Origin of the sequence: Bacillus sp. BHET2 (assembly GCF_005938125.1) — a bacterium.
In the GTDB taxonomy this organism is placed as follows: domain Bacteria; phylum Bacillota; class Bacilli; order Bacillales; family Bacillaceae_B; genus Rossellomorea.
The window spans coordinates 45,812-63,749 of sequence record NZ_VCQN01000005.1 but is presented as its reverse complement, the minus strand read 5'-3'; the positions used below and the strand labels follow the sequence as shown (position 1 = coordinate 63,749).

The following is a 17,938-nucleotide window of genomic DNA, read 5'->3' as shown; positions in this document are numbered from 1 at the left end:
TGATTATTTTTGTAAAGGTTACTCTGCAAAAATGTTTTATGGTATGATGATTAAATTGTTTGCCTATTCTATTAAATAGTGATATTCATCTTAGAAAAGAGGTACTTATGCAAGAGACTGTATTAACGAAACAACATTGGTTTCTCATCTTCACACTTACGTTACTCACATTTGTTCTCGGGACAAGCGAATTTGTCATTGTCGGGATCTTAACGGAGATTTCCTCAAGTCTCCATATAACAAATGCAAAGGCAGGTACACTTGTCTCTGCCTTTGCGATTACGTTTGCCATCGCCACACCCCTCGTCATGTCCGCAACAAGTCACTTTCCAAAGCGGAAATGGATGTTGTGTTTGATTGGCTCATTCATTGTCCTGAATGCGCTGTGCGTGATTTCAACAAGTTACGTCCTACTCCTAGCACTTCGAATGATGACAGCCATTGTCACCGGAGTATTGATTTCACTTGCCATGACGATCGCCAGTGAAGCCATCCCAGTCACAAAACGTGGAATTGCCATCTCATTCGTTTTCGGTGGGTTCACCATGGCAAACGTCATCGGAGTACCGATCGGAACGGTCATCGCTGAATGGTATGACTGGCATGCAACATTCCTATTAACGACAGTTCTAGGTGTGGTAGCATTTCTCGCATCTTTCATGAATCTGCCCAGCAAGCTCAGTCAATTCCGCAGTTCCATGCGAGATCAATTTTCTTTACTGACACACCCACGAATTCTGATGGCATTCTTCATTCCATCCCTTGGATTCGGTGCAACCTATGCGGTATTTACGTATCTTGTTCCAATTCTCAACATGATGGGTGCGCCAAGCAACTCAATCAGCTTGATCCTCTTCGGATACGGGTTCATATCGATCTTCAGCAACATACTCGCCGGGAAGATTGCCAGTCACAATGCCATAGGACGACTTCGCTTCGTCTTCCTCGTACAGGCATTCGTTCTTTTCGGTTTATATTGGACGACCGGTCACTTTATCATCGGCTTGATTAACATTGGCTTGATGTCCTTAATGGCCATCCTGCTAACTACGTCAACCCAGCTTTATTTGATTGACCTTGCCGGCGTCTATCAACCAAAAGCAACAGGACTCGCCGCTTCCTTGATGCCCGTTGCAAGCAACGTCGGTATAGCCCTAGGGTCGGCACTCGGAGGGATCGTATACCATCAAGGACCATTGATGAATGTGACGCTTGTTGGTGGTGTCGTTGCAGTTTGTGCGAGCCTGCTGACTGTCATGAGTTATCGGTTGGACCGAAAGCATGAGACAGTAGCGTAAGTTTGCGTAATGAGAAAAGAAGGAGCAAAGAACATTGGAATGTTCTTTGCTCCTTCTTTTTTGTGAGATGGTCCACCCGAAAATGGGACCTAACCCCATTATTAATCTCTTTCTCTTGCCACCTGCGTATCCCGAATATTTTTCTGTATGGTAATGGCCGCAAATAGACTAAGTACAAATGACATGCCATAAAATCCTTTTTCGCTTAAGATAATACTCCCGGCGTTATAAAGTCCGATCGCCATCAAGGAAATGGCTACAATCACAGCAAACCAGCTGAGCCCGTAATAGATACCGGAAACAGGGATATCCTCTTCCTTGTCCCGTACCGCTTTTTGCAAGGATACAGCTGCATACAGACCGAATACCAATACAGCAAAGTAATACCCCTTCTCATTCAGCTCCATTCCCGCATTGAACAGACCAATCAGATAAGCGGAAGCTCCAACCACCAAAGCTGCCCAACTAGCCCCTTTAAAAGCAGCAGTGGGTTCCCCTTCTTTTCTTTCCACCTTGATCTTTGGTTTCTTTTCATCACTCTTCATTAACGGGTTTTCATTGAACTCAGACATTGACCGCTCCCCTTTACTCTTTCTATATGCAGTTGTATACACTGCTACTATAGAACCATTATAGCAATTTTTTACAGTTTTTGAGTGGGTTTTTTATTTTTTTAGAGATCGATTTTTAAAAAGACCAGTCCCCAGTGTGCGCAGCGCTAGCTTACTGACGGATCAATCTTTTTTCCTCTATTCATCTTGAATTGAATATCCATCAAATCAAGATGAATCGTTCTCTTGCACTTTTCACCTAATACTATTAAAGTATATACTGGTTGGAATCCAGACTAACTGGGAATGGATAAGACTAAAAGACTTTACTTTTTAATTTCGGGAACATGTTTTCCTTAAGGAAAGGGTTTAAATATATTATGAAAGATAATTTTTGGCATGAGTTGCCTAAGCCATTTTTTGTTCTGGCACCGATGGAAGCCGTGACCGATGTCGTTTTTCGTCATGTCGTGAGTGAAGCGGCAAGACCTGACGTGTTTTTCACAGAATTTACGAATACGGAAAGCTACTGTCATCCGAAAGGAAAAGACAGCGTACGGGGGCGTCTGACGTTCACAGAAGATGAACAGCCGATCGTCGCCCATATTTGGGGAGACAAACCGGAATACTTCCGTGAAACGAGTATCGGTGTGGCAAAAATGGGCTTTCGAGGAATCGATATCAATATGGGCTGCCCTGTGCACAATGTCGCAGCGAACGGGAAAGGATCCGGCCTGATCCGCCGTCCTGATGTTGCAGCAGAGATCATCCATGCAGCCAAAGCAGGTGGACTTCCCGTCAGTGTAAAAACCCGACTTGGTTATACTAAAGTCGAGGAATGGCACGACTGGTTGAAGCACCTATTAGAACAGGATATTGTCAATCTATCCATCCACCTTCGGACGAAAAAGGAAATGAGCGATGTCGACGCTCACTGGGAACTGATCCCGGAGATCATGAAACTTCGTGACGAAATTGCCCCTGGTACATTGATCACCATCAATGGTGACATTCCTGACCGTCAGAAGGGACTCGAACTTGCAGAAGAATACGGCGTCGACGGCCTTATGATCGGGCGGGGGATCTTCCATAACCCGTTCGCTTTCGAAAAGGAGAAGAAAGAGCATACCAGTGAAGAGCTGCTTGAACTCCTCAGACTTCAACTTGATCTTCATGACAAGTATTCCGAAGAACTCGAGCCCCGTCCATTCAAACCGCTTCGACGTTTCTTTAAGATTTACGTCCGCGGATTCCGGGGAGCTGGTGAGCTGAGAAATCGTTTGATGGAATCAGAAACCACGGATGAAGTTCGGGCATTGCTTGATGAGTGTACAATGGAAGATGGAGTGAAGGAAGAGGAAGGGTTTTCTGTGACTAAGTAAAAGCGTTCCGTTAGAACCTATTTCATTTTTTGATTTATATAAAAGAGAGAAGAGCCGTTTAGTTGCTCTTCTCTCTTTTTTAAATAAGCAGCCATCATCCCATTGCATTCATTGAAGCTGCGAGTCATTAGAACACGTTTGTTTAAACTTCTCTGCTATATAAGATAATAATCTGTCTATCTATTTCATTTTCAAATTTAATATATGCTAATCTACTTGTAATCATTTTTTGGTCCTTTATCCATTATGACTTCTACCATATGTGAAGACCCCATCCTAAGTACAGGTCTATTCTCTGAGTTCGGAGTACTATAAAGCTCCAATGGACTAATGATAACTCCATCTTGCGTATTATGAAGTATTCCTGGCACACATGAATAAATTCTATCATTATTATTTGCATTCTTGGCGAATATGGTAACAGAGGTTCCATTATGATTATCTATACTCATAGACACCTTGTATCTGTAGAATGAACCTGCACCATTTGACTGAGCAGAATAAACTACAGGCACAACTGCAAGAATATCATTATTTAACCTTAATTTTATTTCTTCTTTCTTAGTTGAATGATTATATCCCCTAACATCCCCCATATGTTCCACTGCTCCGTTGCCAAAACTTTTAAGGGGAGGAGTTCCTTTCGCCCCAAACATAGCTACATCTATCTGCTTACCTTTCTTTGTATAGACTAATGCATATATATCATAATCTGTCCCAGTCTTCCAAGATACCGTAGCAGTGATTTCTGGCGTTTTTTCAATGATAACTGGCTTTTGACCTTTGTCTAGACTTATCTTACCCTTTACCTTTTCAAGGCTTATTGTTGATAACGTGTTTTGCCTATTCTTATTTTCAGAAACAGTTAGAATCTTATCAGGTTCTTTTGGGGTTTGTTTTTGAATCGTTTTAGGTTCAGAAGGCTTATTTTGCTCATTAGATTCAACCTCTACGCCATAATTTTTACATAATCCCTCTAGCCCAGAATCAAATCCACGCCAGATTGATTTTGCCTTTGTCTGACCATTCCTTAGATATAATTCTAATACTACAATTCCATTTTCATTTGTGAAATTAGATGGAGTTAACTGAATAGTAGAATGATCTGTGCATATCTCGGCCTTTAAATTCTTTATACATGAAAATCCCGTGCTATTATCCTCTGTAAGAGTTATAGCAATTTTAGTAATGCCTTCAGGGACTTTACTCATGTCAAAATTAATTTTATGTACTTTGGTATTACCAACTTTCTCAGATGGTATAAGGCTAGCTACACCAGAAGAGCTCTTTGGTTGATTATAAAATATAATCCCACTATCTCCTTGTACCTTTTCCGAATCAGTTAAAAGGAATGCTGTTAAGGAAATATCTATCGAATTAGAAATTTCATAGCTAACAGTAACATTCCCATTGGGGGAACTTAAAACTGTATTTGCTCCCATCTGAAGAAATTGATTCATTTAAACCACTCCCTAATCTTCTATCTATTTATCAAACCTCATTTACTTGTGATTCGGTTCAACCGAAAATGGGGTCTTATCCTAATTAAATTCAATCTTTGTATTTACAATTCTTCAAATTATCATAGGTGTTCTCAATCATTAAGAGTGTTTCTAGTCTTCGTGTTTCTTTGAAACCTTCGCTGATTCACTCTTTTTCTTCTTTGAAGTAAGAGGGATCTTCAAGTCTTTAGCTACTTTACTAAGCTTTTCCCTTTGTGTGTAACCATAAATTTGAATGAATATCCTTATTCAATATACAATAGATAACAATTAATATCCAAAAATTGATAAAAACACTCTCGAATCTATGATACTATTATTTTAAAATCGTAAGTACAGAGGCTGCCTAAATGAATGAACTTGTTTTTGAAAAGAAAGAATTAAATCATGAGAGTATCAATAAAATAAAAACCTTGCACCTAAATAACTATCCTATTGTTTATATTCTTTATAATGATAAGAAGAGGCCGTCTGCGTATATCGGACAAACGGTTCAAGTTACGAGGCGGTTAAAAAATCATTTAGAGGATACTAGACGAAAAAAATTAAATCGCACTATTTTAATTGGGCATGAAAAGTTTAATCAATCAGCATCTTACAATATTGAGTCTAATCTGATTAATTATTTTATCGCCGATAACCACTACCAGCTGCAAAACATAAGTCAAACAAGCTCCAGGGAGATGCATAACTACTATCAGAAACCTTTCTATAATGAAGAACTGTTTGAATCGATATGGGAGAACCTCCGTAAAGAGAATATCGTAAGGGATACTCTTGAAAATCTTAGAAATAAAGATATTTATAAGCTTTCTCCGTATAAGGAACTCTCAATTCAGCAACTTGAGATTAAGGATGAGATCCTCGATTTTTGTAAAAAACATATACAAAAACCGGGCAACCATGTCATTTCCATTGAAGGGGATGCAGGGACGGGAAAAAGTGTCTTGCTAAGTTCCCTCTTTAACACGATTCAGGATTTAGCTAAGGATGACAGTTCCTCTTTACACCATACTGATAATTACTTACTTGTGAATCATGGGGAAATGCTGAAAACATATAAAAGTATCGCCAATAGCTTACCGAATCTGAAGAAGAAAAATCTTATGAAACCGACCCCATTTATCAATGGGAAGACCAAGACGGGAGTAATAGCTGACATCGTATTAATAGATGAAGCTCATCTGCTTTTGACAAAGGAAGACTCCTACAACAATTTCCGTTACCAAAATCAACTAGACGAGATTATTAAACGGAGTAAAATCACGATCGTCATCTTTGATCCCAAACAAGTCTTGAAAATCAAAAGCTACTGGGATCATCGATTGCTCGAGGAAATTACCCGTCAGTATAGCGCTAAAACGGTAAGGTTGACCGACCAAATGAGAATGAACGCAAATCTAGAAACAATCAAATGGATCGATCACTTTGTCGCAAAAAGAGTTCTTCCTTTTCCCGCAGAAAAGGACCCTTCATTTCAGCTTAAAATATTCGAGGATGCAGTAACCTTTAAAGCAGCAATTGAAAATAAAAACGATGAAGTCGGACTATCTCGCATCGTCTCGACATTTGATTATTTACATAAAAAAGACAAACAGACTTACATTGTCGATGAAGAAGGAATCAATATGCCCTGGAATTCAACACATTCCAACCTCACGTGGGCAGAAAATCCAGGTTCCATCAAAGAAGTTGGATCGATCTATACTGTTCAAGGATTTGACCTAAACTACGTTGGCGTCGTTCTCGGCCCGTGCGTTAGTTATGATGAAGAAAAGGAAGAACTGGTCATTGATCCTTCTAAATACAAAGACACAGGTGCTTTTATTTCACGAACCGACTTATCACCTGAAAAGAACCAACAAGTAAAAAAAGATATCATATTAAACTCCATCAACGTTCTAATGAAAAGGGGCATCCATGGCCTATATATCTATGCCACCGATCTTAAACTAAGAGCAAAGCTAATCGAAATGGAAAGGGGAAAAAATAATGAGTGAAATTCAAGGCTTAATCAATGCAATAAACAAATTCAGGGATGATCGCAACTGGGGGAAGCATCATAATCCAAAGGACCTGGCCATCTCCATCTCCATCGAAGCAGCTGAACTCCTAGAAGACTTTCAATGGGTCAGTAGCGAAGAAGCCGTCAAAGCAAATCATGAAAACATCAAGGAAGAAATCGCCGATGTGTTGATCTATTCATTTATGTTCTGTTCGGAGCTTGGGTTGGATGTGAAAGAGATTGTTGAGGAGAAGATGGTGAAGAATGGGCGGAAGTATCCGGTTGGCCAGTAGTTACTATGATTCTTCTTAATGTACTTTCATGAACCTATATCTACTATGATTTCAACTTTAATCAATATTGCAACCTGCATGAATTAAGCAGGTTGCAAACGTTGAGGCATGCGTATTTAGCCATATTCTCTCTGATGCTCTTTTTTCCGCTTAAGATAATCATTATCATCGCGAGCAAGCTTCCACTTTTCCATAAAGATGGCCGCTGATTCTACCATGAGCGGATTTTTCTGTCTTTCGTTTGTGTTGTCATTCTCATCATATTTCTTCCAGCCTTTGTAGTTCGTCTAGCGGCTGGTCCCTTTATAGCTAGATTACTTAGAGAACCTAATTTAATAACTATTAACACTGACTATAAGGTTTGTTCTTACATTTTATGAATAAACGCTTATAAGATTCATCGTGTTAAAGCTAAATCAGGTATTTTTATCTCTTTTAATACATTATGCAATCTTTTAATTGAAGCCATTTTGCCTTTAGTTGATTGATAATCGATTAACACATTTTCTTTAAAAAATTCATTCAGCAAGCTAAAAATAGGTGGTACCTCTTTTAACTCACCTATTGAAATTTTTCCGTTAAAACACTTAATATATTGTTTCGACATTTTTCCTTTATGAGACTCAAGTAATTTTATTAATTCCTCTTTATTCTCACTCGCATCTGGGGTTTCTGCGAATAATATACTTTTATCCCCCCTTAATTTACTGAATTTTCTATTTTCAAGTAAACGATAACCATTAAATTCAATATTCTCATCCTCTAGAATTTCTTCAATTACTTCTATCCATGTTTCAACGTGTAGAACATCTTCAATTCTAGTTATTGAATGTTCTACTTCTGTTCTATTATCAGTAAAATTTATTAAGTTCAATTCGTCTTTTGAGTTGTTAATTTGAAGCCTTCTTAGTTGTATTTTACCGGAAGGATCTTTAATTAAGCTTGTGTTATCTCTGGCGTTATTATCTGTATCCGTCAAGCATAAAACTTTCTTTTTATTCTCACCATTATTTTCATATTTTTGACCCATCACAAGAAGATTATATACATCTCTTACATTATCAATACCACCAACTGAAATTATTCTAACTTTACTTGAGTCAATTAAAGTTTCTAAATATCTTTTATCTGTCCCACCCTCACAAATTATCAAGTGTTTATTTTGTTCAACTCTTAAATAATTCCTTAAACTAATAACCAACTCGTATATACTTTTCATTTGTATTTCTTCAGGAAAGTGTTTTGCCTTATCTAGGTAATCAAAAAAATCAAAGCTATCAAACTTACTATTAGCAGAGATATGAACGAGTGTGCCTGCCTCAATTACTGGTAAAATCCCATACCAATGTGTGGTAAGAATAACTTGGTTCCCTAAGTCATTTGCTATTTTTTCTAACCTTTCAAATTGTTCATAGCAATGTTTAATATCTTGAGATACTTCTGGTTCATCAATTGCTAATATTATATTTCTTCCATAAATCTTCTCTTCTATTCCTCTATTAATTAAAAAAAAATAGATCACATCGATCATTGCCCTTCTTTGTTCACCTGAACTTAAATGTTCCACTTCTTTTTGAGCAATTTTTAAAGGTCTTTTAGTGAAATAAGCATTTAAAATATTATCTACTATATCTGATGGCCTAATATTTTGCTTTTGATTAGGCCTTGCTTTAAATTCGTAGGAATCATCTACTTTTCTAATAATACCGTTTATATCAGCGACAAACTCCTTTAACTCATCATTGATATGATCAAGAAAGGATTTCGTTTTCTTTTCTATTTTAAGTCTCTTATTTAAAAATTCCTCAATTTTATTTACTACATTTCTATTCATTATCTTTTGCATTTGAATACTCTCAATTTTAAGTGTTTCATGAGCAACCTGATCAGTTGGAATATATATGTAATTGTAGAACTCTTCCAAAATTGAGTTGATTCTGTCAACATTTACTTCCTTAAATGCAGCTGCAAAAGGATTTGTAACTGTTTTAAACTCACTATTTTTTCCAATAGTTAACAAGTAGTGTGAATCTTTATAAGCAATTAACCTATTCTTGTACCTAATAAAATCCTCTGTATGTTCTTTTCTAGCTCCACCTTTAAAATATTCGTCTGATTTCTCCCATAAAAAACTATTTATTTCTTTCAAGTCACTAATAATTTCTCTTGCTTTTCTTTTAAAGTCTGGATTTGTTTCTAACCAGCGATTAATAGATTTTTTTTCAACTAAAAATACAGGAGTAATAAACTTATCATCTTTACTTTTACCTGCTTTCTCACCCTTGTTTTCATTCCAAGGGGATTGTCTAAAATAAAAATTTAACGCCTCTAAAATTGCACTTTTCCCTACACCATTTTGCCCAATTATTGTTGTGAAATTGTTCTTATCATGGTCACAAATAGGGACGTATGTCGCTTGTGAATATGATTTAAATCCATTAATAAATACACCTATGATCACTTGCTCACCACCCTCGATTAGTAAAATAATTCCATGTCAATACTATACTAATTTATATTAACAACTACAATGTAGAATGAATTATCTATTTTACTTATGATACGGTTCCCCCCGATTAATCCGAAACGCCCGATAAATCTGCTCCACCAAAATCAATCTCATCAACTGATGGGGAAATGTCATTTTCGAAAACGAAAGCGTCTCATCCGACCGTTTGATCACATCATCACTCAAACCGAGTGATCCACCTATCACAAACGCCACTTTACTCTTTCCGTATGTTGCAAGCTTGTCCAGGTTATCAGCGAGCTCCTCAGAAGAACGCATTTTTCCTTGAATGGCCAGTGCAATGACATGTTGATCAGGGGATAGCTTCGCAAGGATTCGTTCCCCTTCTTTGTTCTTCACTTGTTCCATTTCAGAATCGCTCAGTACTTCAGGTGCTTTTTCATCAGCAAGCTCAATAATATCCAGTTTTGCATAGGCACCGAGACGCTTTACATATTCACCGATTCCCTGCTTTAAATATTTTTCTTTTAATTTACCAACCGTTACAATGGTAATGTTCACTATCCACACTCACTTTACAAACTATTTACAAACATGTTATCCACAGAAATTATCCACATATCCACAAACCACTTCCGCATATGGTATGGGAATATTAGTTCGCCACTATATATATTGCATTATTCCCACAATATTCACAGGTTGTGGATAACTTCTTATCTTCAGAAAGCTCTGTTAGTTGAGGCGCTACCTCATGCTCATCTACGACAATATCCATAGCTAATTCCACATGCTCTAAGCAGCAAAAAATCATGTCGTTTCCTCCTAACCATTCTTCAAAATGTTGTTTATATACTTATCCACAATTATCATATCATGTAAAGAAAAAGCAAGAAAGGGCACATGGCCTTCCTGCTTTTCGTTTATCCACATTCTATATTCGAGATTCATCTGTTAACTTCATGGTAACTTCCTTCTTTTTACCATTTCGATAGATCGTGACTTTCATTTGATCGTTTACTTCTTTGGTATTATAAAGATGCTTTCTTAAATCGATGACATTCTCAATCTTCTCTCCATCGAGCTCTGTGATAACATCAAGCTCTTGCAAGCCAGCTTGTGCTGCAGGAGAATTTGGAACGGTTTGTCTGATCATGACACCATAATTGATTTCTTTCGGAAGCTTTAAGGTTTCCTGTTGGTGATAGGCAGAAATCTGATTCACATCTTCTAACGTCACACCCATTGCAGGACGTTTGACTTCACCATATTGCTCAAGGTCCTCAATAATCGGTTGAGCATAGTTAATCGGGATGGCAAGTCCAATCCCTTCTACAGCTTCCTGAGCGATTTTCATGGAATTGATACCAATCAGCTGTCCAGAAATATTGATGAGAGCTCCACCGCTATTACCCGGGTTTATAGCTGCATCAGTTTGCAGTACTTCCGCATTCCAATCTTCCATACCATCCTGATTAATATCAACAGGAATCGTCCGCTCTACTCCAGAAACGACCCCTTGTGTAACCGAACCGGAAAATTGCATCCCAAGTGGGTTACCGATGGCAATGACCGGTTCTCCCGCCTTTAGCTTATCCGAATTCCCGAACTCGGCAAGATCATCACTCTTGACTTTACTGCCGTCGATCTCGATTACAGCCAAGTCTGTCCAAACGTCAGTACCTTTTAGCTTAGCAGGCACCTTCGTACCATCTGCAAGGGTGACTTCCAGTTGATCAGCATTTTCGACCACGTGATTATTCGTCACGATATAGACTGTTTTACCTTCTTTTTTATACATGACACCTGACCCTGTTCCTGCTTGTTGGTCCTGAGTTTGTCCTCCGCCTTGTCCCCAGAAGCTTTGGGACTGGATATTTGTAATCCCGACAACAGAATCACCTGTTTTCTCAACAGCTTTCGTCACATCCGTCGTCACATCCACAGAAACATTCTGAGTGGTTCCATTGTGATATGCCTGATCCGTTTCTTTCAGGTTTTCATCCGGTTGATTGGAGTAAGGTAATATATCAAAGTTCGTCAGCTGAGGAACGGCGACGATGACAAGAATAGCCCCAAGAACTACTCCTAATAGCCCTGCCAGAAACATTCCTCCCCGATTTCCCTTCTGCCTGCTTCTGCCTTCAGAATTATGATCATCATCATAATATCCCATATAACTTCATCCTTTCTACAAGCTATTCCTTTTGTTATTTTATCTTTACAAGCCTGATTATAATCAGCCTAAATTAAAAAACGATGAAAAAAAGGTAAGAAATTCATAATGTGACACCAAATGCGCAGGCGGCTTGACCAGAGGCGACAAGCATAAGGCGAACATACCGGAAAGGCGTTCTTTGCCTTTTTGGTATGTTTGACTTATGACCTCGAGCCTCTAGCCGCCGGAGCTAGACGACACCAAATGCGCAGGCGGCTCGCCCAGAGGCGACAAGCATAAGGCAAACATACCGGAAAGGCGCTTTTTGCCTTTTTGGTATGTTTGCCTTATGACCTCGAGCCTCTAGCCGCCGGAGCTAGACGACACCAAATGCGCAGGCGGCTCGCCCAGAGGCGACAAGCATAAGGCGAGAACACCGGAAAGGCGTCCTTTGCCTTTTTGGGGTTCTTGACTTATGACCTCGAGCCTCTAGCCGCCGGAGCTAGACGACACCAAATGCGCAGGCGGCGACCAACAAAAGACAAGCACAAGCCAACCTATGGATATGTAAAAAGATATACAAAAAGGTGAAGACAACAGCCTCCACCTTTTCCATACCATCAAAAACAAAATCATAAACAATTAAATCGCAACTAAAGATGTCGGCACTTTAGGATCGGTATCAAATAAATCGATTTGTTCTCCTACTAGAATTCCTTTTGATTCGAGCGTTTGCGTCACACTCATTCTTGCCAGGTCTTTCATATTGTTATCAAGGCTTAGATGGGCAAGATAAATCCCTTTAGTGTTATCTCCCATCACTTCACTCATGGCAACGGCAGCATCCTCGTTGGATACATGACCATAATCACTCAGGATACGACGTTTGATATTCCAAGGATAGCGACACATCCGGAGCATCCCGACATCATGATTACTTTCAAATACATACGCATTCGCATTGGAGATGATCCCTTTCATCCGATCGCTTACATACCCTGTATCTGTTACTAGAACGAGCTTTTTCTCTCCTTGGTGGAAGACATAAAACATCGGCTCTGCCGCATCATGAGACACACCAAACGATTCGATGCTCAACCCTCCGAAGTGCTTGGCCGTTTCCATATCAAACGAAAATTTCTGCTCCGTATCAATTTTCCCTACTAAACCGTCCATGGCATTCCACGTTTTATCGTTGGCATAGATTGGCAACTTGTATTTCCTCGCAAGAACGCCAATCCCCTTTATATGATCGCTATGCTCATGGGTGACGAGGATTCCCGACAAATCCTCTATCTTCCGGTCAATTTGACTGAACAATCCTTCCATCTGTTTTCCGCTCAATCCGGCATCTACCAGGAAGGAATGTTCTTCCGACTCTACAAATATTGCATTTCCTGTACTGCCACTCGCAAGTACACTAAAATGCATCGTCATATCTCTCACTCCAATGTTTCTTTTTCTGGTTTGGTGACTTCAACAATATTTCCTTCTACCGCATTGATAAACAAATCTTCTTCTTTATCCCCTGATTTCACGACAAAATGCCACGTGGGTGCCAGGACCTGAGACTCTTCAGCTAAGAAAGTCCAATAACCCAGTTTCGGCTTTTTCACTTCGCTACCAGGGCTGATTTTCTGGCTCGTATAGAGGGCTTGCATTGCTTCGAATGACGGAATGATCGGTTTATTTTCCCCGAACTCATTCAGATCTTCAAGCATGGATTGCTTGTAGGAAACAATTTCATTTTCATTATTCATATTAAGGATGATTTTCCCGTTCGTGTTATTAAATAGCTGTCTACCGCGATAGGTCTGATAATAAATAATCGATTGTTCGTCCTGATTATATTGCCAGTAGCTATACTTGTCCCCACCTATAAGCTCTGTTTTCATGAAATCGTTCAGATCGTCTTCTGAAAAATCCTTCTCTAAGGCATAGGGTTCATTTAACGTAGCATGAATGGTATTTTCATTTATAATGTTCGCTTCCTGATTCTTTAAAGCCTTCAAATCATCATCGGTGAATTTCCTCGATTTAGCTACAATATACTTTTCTTCCATTCGATCCTTGGACAACGTCTTAGGATAATCGATCTTATCAGCCTTTAATTTATCCTCAAATGTAGCCTGACTGAGCGTCTCCGGATTACTTTCAGAAACTTTATTGATCAAAAGGGACATCAAAAAGATATCTAATATGAGAAAAACAATAATAAAGATGCTCTTTGTTTTACTCCAATCCATCTACATCCCCTCCTTGCCTTCAACCGATAGACGCAGCCAATTGCCATCATATTTGTAATACCAAGAGGGTACAAAGATAAGCTTTCTGCTTTCATTAGGGTCTCTTGTCATTTTATACCCTATGGTGATATCTTCTATATTTTCGAGGAGACCTTCTTGATCCAATGCATAAACAACGGAAGAACCTGATGGCAATCGAACCTCTGTTAAATCATCGTCAAATGAGAAATCCAGCGAAAAATAAGGGCGACTATATTTGTTAACGCCATTCTCACCCCATGTTTGTGAGATTTCAGCCATCCCATTATCATTAAAAACAGGATGATTCTGAAGGAAAAGACGATAAACAATTTTATTTTCGTATGGACTGATGGAAAAGAATTGATAATCATCCGTCCAACCACCGTGATCATTGACGAACTCCATACTTTTTTGCAGGAGAGTAGATGGTGTGGAACCATCCTGTTTTTCCTCCGATGGGTTCACAAACGAAAATGTATTATGCTCCTTATTCACAGTCAACAATGAAGAGACATCCATATAGGTTAACATATCATTGCTCGCATTCATGTTTACACTATTAGGATCAATAAAGAGGGCTTGTTTGTACTCTTCCAGAGAGTTTAGATCGGTGTAGTACTGATAACTGAAATACTCCTGTGAAGTCTTTGGAAGAAGAATCGTTCTATTATTACTGATAGGCTGTTCTACATATTGATCATAGAGATTGTTATAGAGGGCCCTTTGGACAAAGTCTCCTGCAAATGAGTCTAAAGTGATTCTGTTGACCCTGCTTTCAAAGACAACCTTCTCATCTTTATCATCAACATATGCAATAAAGTAAATCGTACCTGTATCTGAATTGTCTTTAGTTAAATCAATGACGATTCGATTAAAGGAAGCTGCTGAAACACTTTTCTCTTCCAGATTCAATACTTGATTGTACACTGAGAACGGAACTAAATCAGGAAACACAAGTTCCACTTTGTTTTCCCCGTGTATAAGATTGTTGATAGCCTGCTGACTATATTTATTTGAAACATTCTTTATATCAAACAGAGACCATTTTCCCAGGTTCTCGACTACTTTATTGATTTCAGTTTGATTCGTGGTTCCAACTGTTTTGTCTCTTCCGTGATAAAATAGCTTAAATGGTTTGACGAGGTGATTATTCAGCTCATTATCCAATAACTTGTCTCCAACTGACACATCGTAGGCACCATCGCTATTAATCGTGTCATACCCAGGTGAATAGGTCCAAAGATTAAAGGTAAGGAACACGCTTATACAAACGAGAAGGGTTAAGACTATCGATTTTATTTTTTCATAACTCATGACCACTCATCCTCTTGTGTGGAGTCATATGGGAGGGTAAATACGATTGTCGTTCCTTTACCTTCTTTACTTTTCGCCCACACATCGCCACCATGTGCTGATATCATTTCTTTCGCAATGGCTAGTCCTAATCCAGTACCACCCATTTGCCTCGTTCGGGCTTTGTCCACCCGGTAGAAACGCTCAAAAATCTTCTCCAGATTATCTTTCGGAATCCCTAACCCTTGATCAGATACGCTTATCTCAATGAATCCTTCTTTTTCTTTCACTGTAAAGGTAATGGTGCCACCCTCTGGTGAATACTTCAGTGCATTGGAAATAATATTATCCAACACCTGAGTGATCTTATCCTGATCAATCTCTACAAACATGGCTTTCTTAGGCAAGAAACGGTTAAACGTCACATTTATATCCTTTGTCATTTCAAAACGATCAATGATTTTATCGAAAAATAAGATGAAGTCCACCCAATCTTTATTAAAACGATAGTCTTTGCTGTCCATTTTTGATAATTGCAGGAGATCGTTAACCAACCGGATCATTCTCTCGGTCTCGTTTTGGGTAACGTCAAGGAATTGAGGCGCAATTTCCCTATCCTGCCATGCACCCTCTGCCAGAGCCTCCAGATAGCTTCTCATCGTCGTCAGAGGCGTACGAAGTTCATGTGAAACGTTCGCGACAAATTCCCGTCTCTCTAAATCGATCTTCTCTTGCTCAGTAATATCATGTAAAACTGCTATAAGACCATTTACAAAACCAGTCTCTTTTTGAATAATAGAGAAATTTGCACGTAATATATAAGGTTTATCCTTTGTACTATAATCCAATATGATTGAGTCCTGTTCATTGGATAAGTCATCAAATGTATATTCTTCATCGAGTCCAAGCAGCGATACGATAGGTTGGGAAACGACTGTTTCACGTGAAACATCCAGCATGTCCGCAGCAGGATCATTGATGAGGATGACACGACCTTTTCGATCTGTGGCAATGACACCATCAGTCATATAGGACAAAACGGAAGAAAGCTTCCTCCGCTCACCCTCTGTTGTTGCCTGGGCCTCTTGAAGACGCTTCGTCAAATTATTAAAGGTAATGGCCAGTTGACCAATTTCATCATACCCATATACCTTTACTTTCCTCGAGAAATTACCTTTCGCCATCGCTAAGGCCTGTTTTCTCATATCAGATATGGGTCTTGTGACGGTTTGGGCTAATAAAACTCCCAGAATGGCGGTTATGGCTAGCGCAATCATGGTCCCGTTCGTAAAGATTTTATTGATTTCATTCATCTGATCATACACCGTTTCAATTTCCCCGGCGATGTAGATGGTCCCAATGACTTCGTTGTTCGACTCAATCGGTTTGGTGTATACCCATATTCGATCCTTGGTTTTCTCATCAAGGTAGATATCATCGTCACCAAATCCAAGGGCCAGAGCTTTCTTAACTTCTTTCTCTGAACTGATTTGACCGACCAAGCCTTGATTATTGGGATCAGAGGTTCCGTCGATCCTACTTCTGTTATTAATGACCCTAATTTCCGCAATATCCGATGTCTTACTGCTATCATCCAATATCCGATAAATGTCTTCCTGAAGAGTGGGGTCATCTTCACTCCGATTTTTCAGCATCGCTTCCTTTACGGTGTACTCCAATAAATTCACTCTGTTAGTAATAGAGGTTTTAAAGTTCTCCACTAACTTCTGCTCAAGCTCCCTCACGAAATAAACCCCGATGATTTGCATCGCAAGGAGGATGAGCAGCACATAAATCAAAACGAATTTCAAATGAATCGAACGGGTTAAGCCAACTTTCTTCATTGCATATTACTCCTGTTCAGGATTTCGTAGGTAATAACCGACTCCTCTACGTGTTACGATCCATGTAGGGTGACTAGGGTTATCTTCAATTTTCTCGCGAAGGCGCCTTACGGTAACATCGACTGTGCGCACATCACCGTAGTAATCATAACCCCAAACAGTTTGGAGTAAGTGCTCACGGGTCATTACTTGTCCAATATGTTTTGCTAAATAATGAAGCAGTTCGAATTCACGGTGTGTCAGTTCGATGGTTTCTCCTCGTTTTGACACAACGTACGCATCAGGGTGAATCGTTAAGGACCCAACCGTAATTTCATTGTTTTCATCTTCGGCATTTTGCTGTGCACCGTGCTGGTGTCTTCGTAAATTCGCTTTCACACGTGCAATCAATTCCCGTGTACTGAAGGGTTTTGTCACATAATCATCGGCTCCAAGCTCTAACCCCAGAACCTTATCAATTTCAGAGTCTTTCGCTGTCAACATAATGATCGGCATTTCATACTTCTTACGAATCTCACGGCAAACTTCCATTCCGTCCCGATTCGGAAGCATGATATCAAGTAGCACAAGATCAGGCTTGATCTCCTCCGCCATCTTAACGGCTTCATCTCCATCATACGCGCAGTGAACTTCATAGCCCTCTTTCTTTAAATTAAACTGTAGTATATCTGCAATCGGCTTTTCATCGTCAACGACTAATATTTTCTTTTCCATATCCTTTGATCTCCTTTAGAAAAAAGTAATGTATCATCATAATTTGTGATTCGTATAAGGTTCTTCCCTTAAATTTATCACTTTCCCTATATTAATTCATCTTTTACTCTATCATACCCTTTATTTCATTGCTTGTTGGCTACAATCTAAATATAACAAAG

General features: G+C 39.1%; 15 protein-coding genes and 1 pseudogene. 4 read left to right on the top strand and 12 right to left on the bottom strand.

All coding sequences use genetic code 11. The features are described 5' to 3' along the window. Positions 1-107 precede the first annotated feature (107 nt). Complete coding sequence (locus FGG79_RS17370; RefSeq protein ID WP_138780672.1) at positions 108-1,298, top strand: MFS transporter; 1,191 nt, start codon at positions 108-110, stop codon at positions 1,296-1,298. Between the two features lie 101 nt (positions 1,299-1,399). On the opposite strand, the gene yiaA is transcribed toward FGG79_RS17370, so the two are convergent. Beyond that, on the bottom strand, positions 1,400-1,870 hold the full coding sequence (gene yiaA, locus FGG79_RS17365; RefSeq protein WP_138780670.1) for an inner membrane protein YiaA: 471 nt from the start codon (positions 1,868-1,870) through the stop codon (positions 1,400-1,402). Between the two features lie 359 nt (positions 1,871-2,229). Between yiaA and FGG79_RS17360 the strand changes: the two genes are divergently transcribed. Beyond that, positions 2,230-3,231 (top strand): tRNA dihydrouridine synthase, encoded by a 1,002-nt coding sequence (locus FGG79_RS17360; protein WP_138780669.1) that lies wholly within the window; start codon positions 2,230-2,232, stop codon positions 3,229-3,231. A gap of 212 nt (positions 3,232-3,443) precedes the next feature. On the opposite strand, the gene FGG79_RS17355 is transcribed toward FGG79_RS17360, so the two are convergent. After that, positions 3,444-4,691, bottom strand: a complete 1,248-nt coding sequence (locus FGG79_RS17355; RefSeq protein ID WP_138780667.1) for a TerD family protein — start codon at positions 4,689-4,691, stop codon at positions 3,444-3,446. A 392-nt stretch (positions 4,692-5,083) separates the two neighbouring features. On the opposite strand from FGG79_RS17355, the gene FGG79_RS17350 reads away from it, so the two are divergent. Continuing rightward, on the top strand, positions 5,084-6,733 hold the full coding sequence (locus FGG79_RS17350; protein ID WP_138780664.1) for a DUF2075 domain-containing protein: 1,650 nt from the start codon (positions 5,084-5,086) through the stop codon (positions 6,731-6,733). Continuing rightward, on the top strand, positions 6,726-7,031 hold the full coding sequence (locus tag FGG79_RS17345; protein ID WP_138780662.1) for a nucleotide pyrophosphohydrolase: 306 nt from the start codon (positions 6,726-6,728) through the stop codon (positions 7,029-7,031). The genes FGG79_RS17350 and FGG79_RS17345 overlap by 8 nt, the downstream gene beginning before the upstream one ends. Positions 7,032-7,147: 116 nt before the next feature. Here FGG79_RS17345 and FGG79_RS22195 read toward each other — a convergent pair. The 10 genes and pseudogenes from FGG79_RS22195 to yycF form a co-directional block, all read right to left on the bottom strand. Then, positions 7,148-7,303, bottom strand: a pseudogene (locus tag FGG79_RS22195) (DUF4385 family protein); the annotation flags it as partial. 125 nt (positions 7,304-7,428) lie between these two features. Beyond that, positions 7,429-9,492, bottom strand: coding sequence for an AAA family ATPase (locus FGG79_RS17335; RefSeq protein WP_171050989.1), 2,064 nt, complete (start codon positions 9,490-9,492; stop codon positions 7,429-7,431). A gap of 90 nt (positions 9,493-9,582) precedes the next feature. Then, a complete protein-coding gene (gene rlmH / locus FGG79_RS17330) occupies positions 9,583-10,062 on the bottom strand; it encodes a 23S rRNA (pseudouridine(1915)-N(3))-methyltransferase RlmH (protein WP_138780659.1) in 480 nt (159 codons plus the stop codon). A 94-nt stretch (positions 10,063-10,156) separates the two neighbouring features. Further along, positions 10,157-10,315: a CxxH/CxxC protein gene (locus tag FGG79_RS17325; protein WP_138780657.1), complete on the bottom strand. Its 159-nt coding sequence runs from the start codon at positions 10,313-10,315 to the stop codon at positions 10,157-10,159. Positions 10,316-10,435: 120 nt separating this feature from the next. Beyond that, entirely contained in the window at positions 10,436-11,677 is a 1,242-nt protein-coding gene (locus FGG79_RS17320) for a S1C family serine protease (protein WP_138780655.1), read from the bottom strand. Between the two features lie 624 nt (positions 11,678-12,301). Then, positions 12,302-13,096 (bottom strand): MBL fold metallo-hydrolase, encoded by a 795-nt coding sequence (locus FGG79_RS17315; protein ID WP_138780653.1) that lies wholly within the window; start codon positions 13,094-13,096, stop codon positions 12,302-12,304. Positions 13,097-13,101: 5 nt separating this feature from the next. Beyond that, positions 13,102-13,905, bottom strand: a complete 804-nt coding sequence (locus FGG79_RS17310; RefSeq protein WP_138780651.1) for a two-component system regulatory protein YycI — start codon at positions 13,903-13,905, stop codon at positions 13,102-13,104. Then, on the bottom strand, positions 13,906-15,240 hold the full coding sequence (locus FGG79_RS17305; RefSeq protein WP_138780649.1) for a YycH family regulatory protein: 1,335 nt from the start codon (positions 15,238-15,240) through the stop codon (positions 13,906-13,908). After that, positions 15,237-17,063 (bottom strand): cell wall metabolism sensor histidine kinase WalK, encoded by a 1,827-nt coding sequence (gene walK, locus FGG79_RS17300; RefSeq protein WP_138780647.1) that lies wholly within the window; start codon positions 17,061-17,063, stop codon positions 15,237-15,239. The genes FGG79_RS17305 and walK overlap by 4 nt, the downstream gene beginning before the upstream one ends. A gap of 6 nt (positions 17,064-17,069) precedes the next feature. Beyond that, complete coding sequence (yycF, locus tag FGG79_RS17295) at positions 17,070-17,777, bottom strand: response regulator YycF (RefSeq protein WP_138780645.1); 708 nt, start codon at positions 17,775-17,777, stop codon at positions 17,070-17,072. Positions 17,778-17,938: the final 161 nt, after the last annotated feature.

Coding starts and splice junctions, on each gene's coding strand:
- FGG79_RS17320 (WP_138780655.1), bottom strand. CDS start 11,677: ATGGGATATTATGATGATGATCATAATTCTGAAGGCAGAAGCAGGCAG.
- FGG79_RS17325 (WP_138780657.1), bottom strand. CDS start 10,315: ATGATTTTTTGCTGCTTAGAGCATGTGGAATTAGCTATGGATATTGTC.
- FGG79_RS17360 (WP_138780669.1), top strand. CDS start 2,230: ATGAAAGATAATTTTTGGCATGAGTTGCCTAAGCCATTTTTTGTTCTG.
- yycF (WP_138780645.1), bottom strand. CDS start 17,777: ATGGAAAAGAAAATATTAGTCGTTGACGATGAAAAGCCGATTGCAGAT.
- FGG79_RS17305 (WP_138780649.1), bottom strand. CDS start 15,240: ATGAGTTATGAAAAAATAAAATCGATAGTCTTAACCCTTCTCGTTTGT.
- walK (WP_138780647.1), bottom strand. CDS start 17,063: ATGAAGAAAGTTGGCTTAACCCGTTCGATTCATTTGAAATTCGTTTTG.
- FGG79_RS17345 (WP_138780662.1), top strand. CDS start 6,726: ATGAGTGAAATTCAAGGCTTAATCAATGCAATAAACAAATTCAGGGAT.
- FGG79_RS17315 (WP_138780653.1), bottom strand. CDS start 13,096: ATGACGATGCATTTTAGTGTACTTGCGAGTGGCAGTACAGGAAATGCA.
- FGG79_RS17350 (WP_138780664.1), top strand. CDS start 5,084: ATGAATGAACTTGTTTTTGAAAAGAAAGAATTAAATCATGAGAGTATC.
- FGG79_RS17355 (WP_138780667.1), bottom strand. CDS start 4,691: ATGAATCAATTTCTTCAGATGGGAGCAAATACAGTTTTAAGTTCCCCC.
- yiaA (WP_138780670.1), bottom strand. CDS start 1,870: ATGTCTGAGTTCAATGAAAACCCGTTAATGAAGAGTGATGAAAAGAAA.
- FGG79_RS17310 (WP_138780651.1), bottom strand. CDS start 13,905: ATGGATTGGAGTAAAACAAAGAGCATCTTTATTATTGTTTTTCTCATA.
- FGG79_RS17370 (WP_138780672.1), top strand. CDS start 108: ATGCAAGAGACTGTATTAACGAAACAACATTGGTTTCTCATCTTCACA.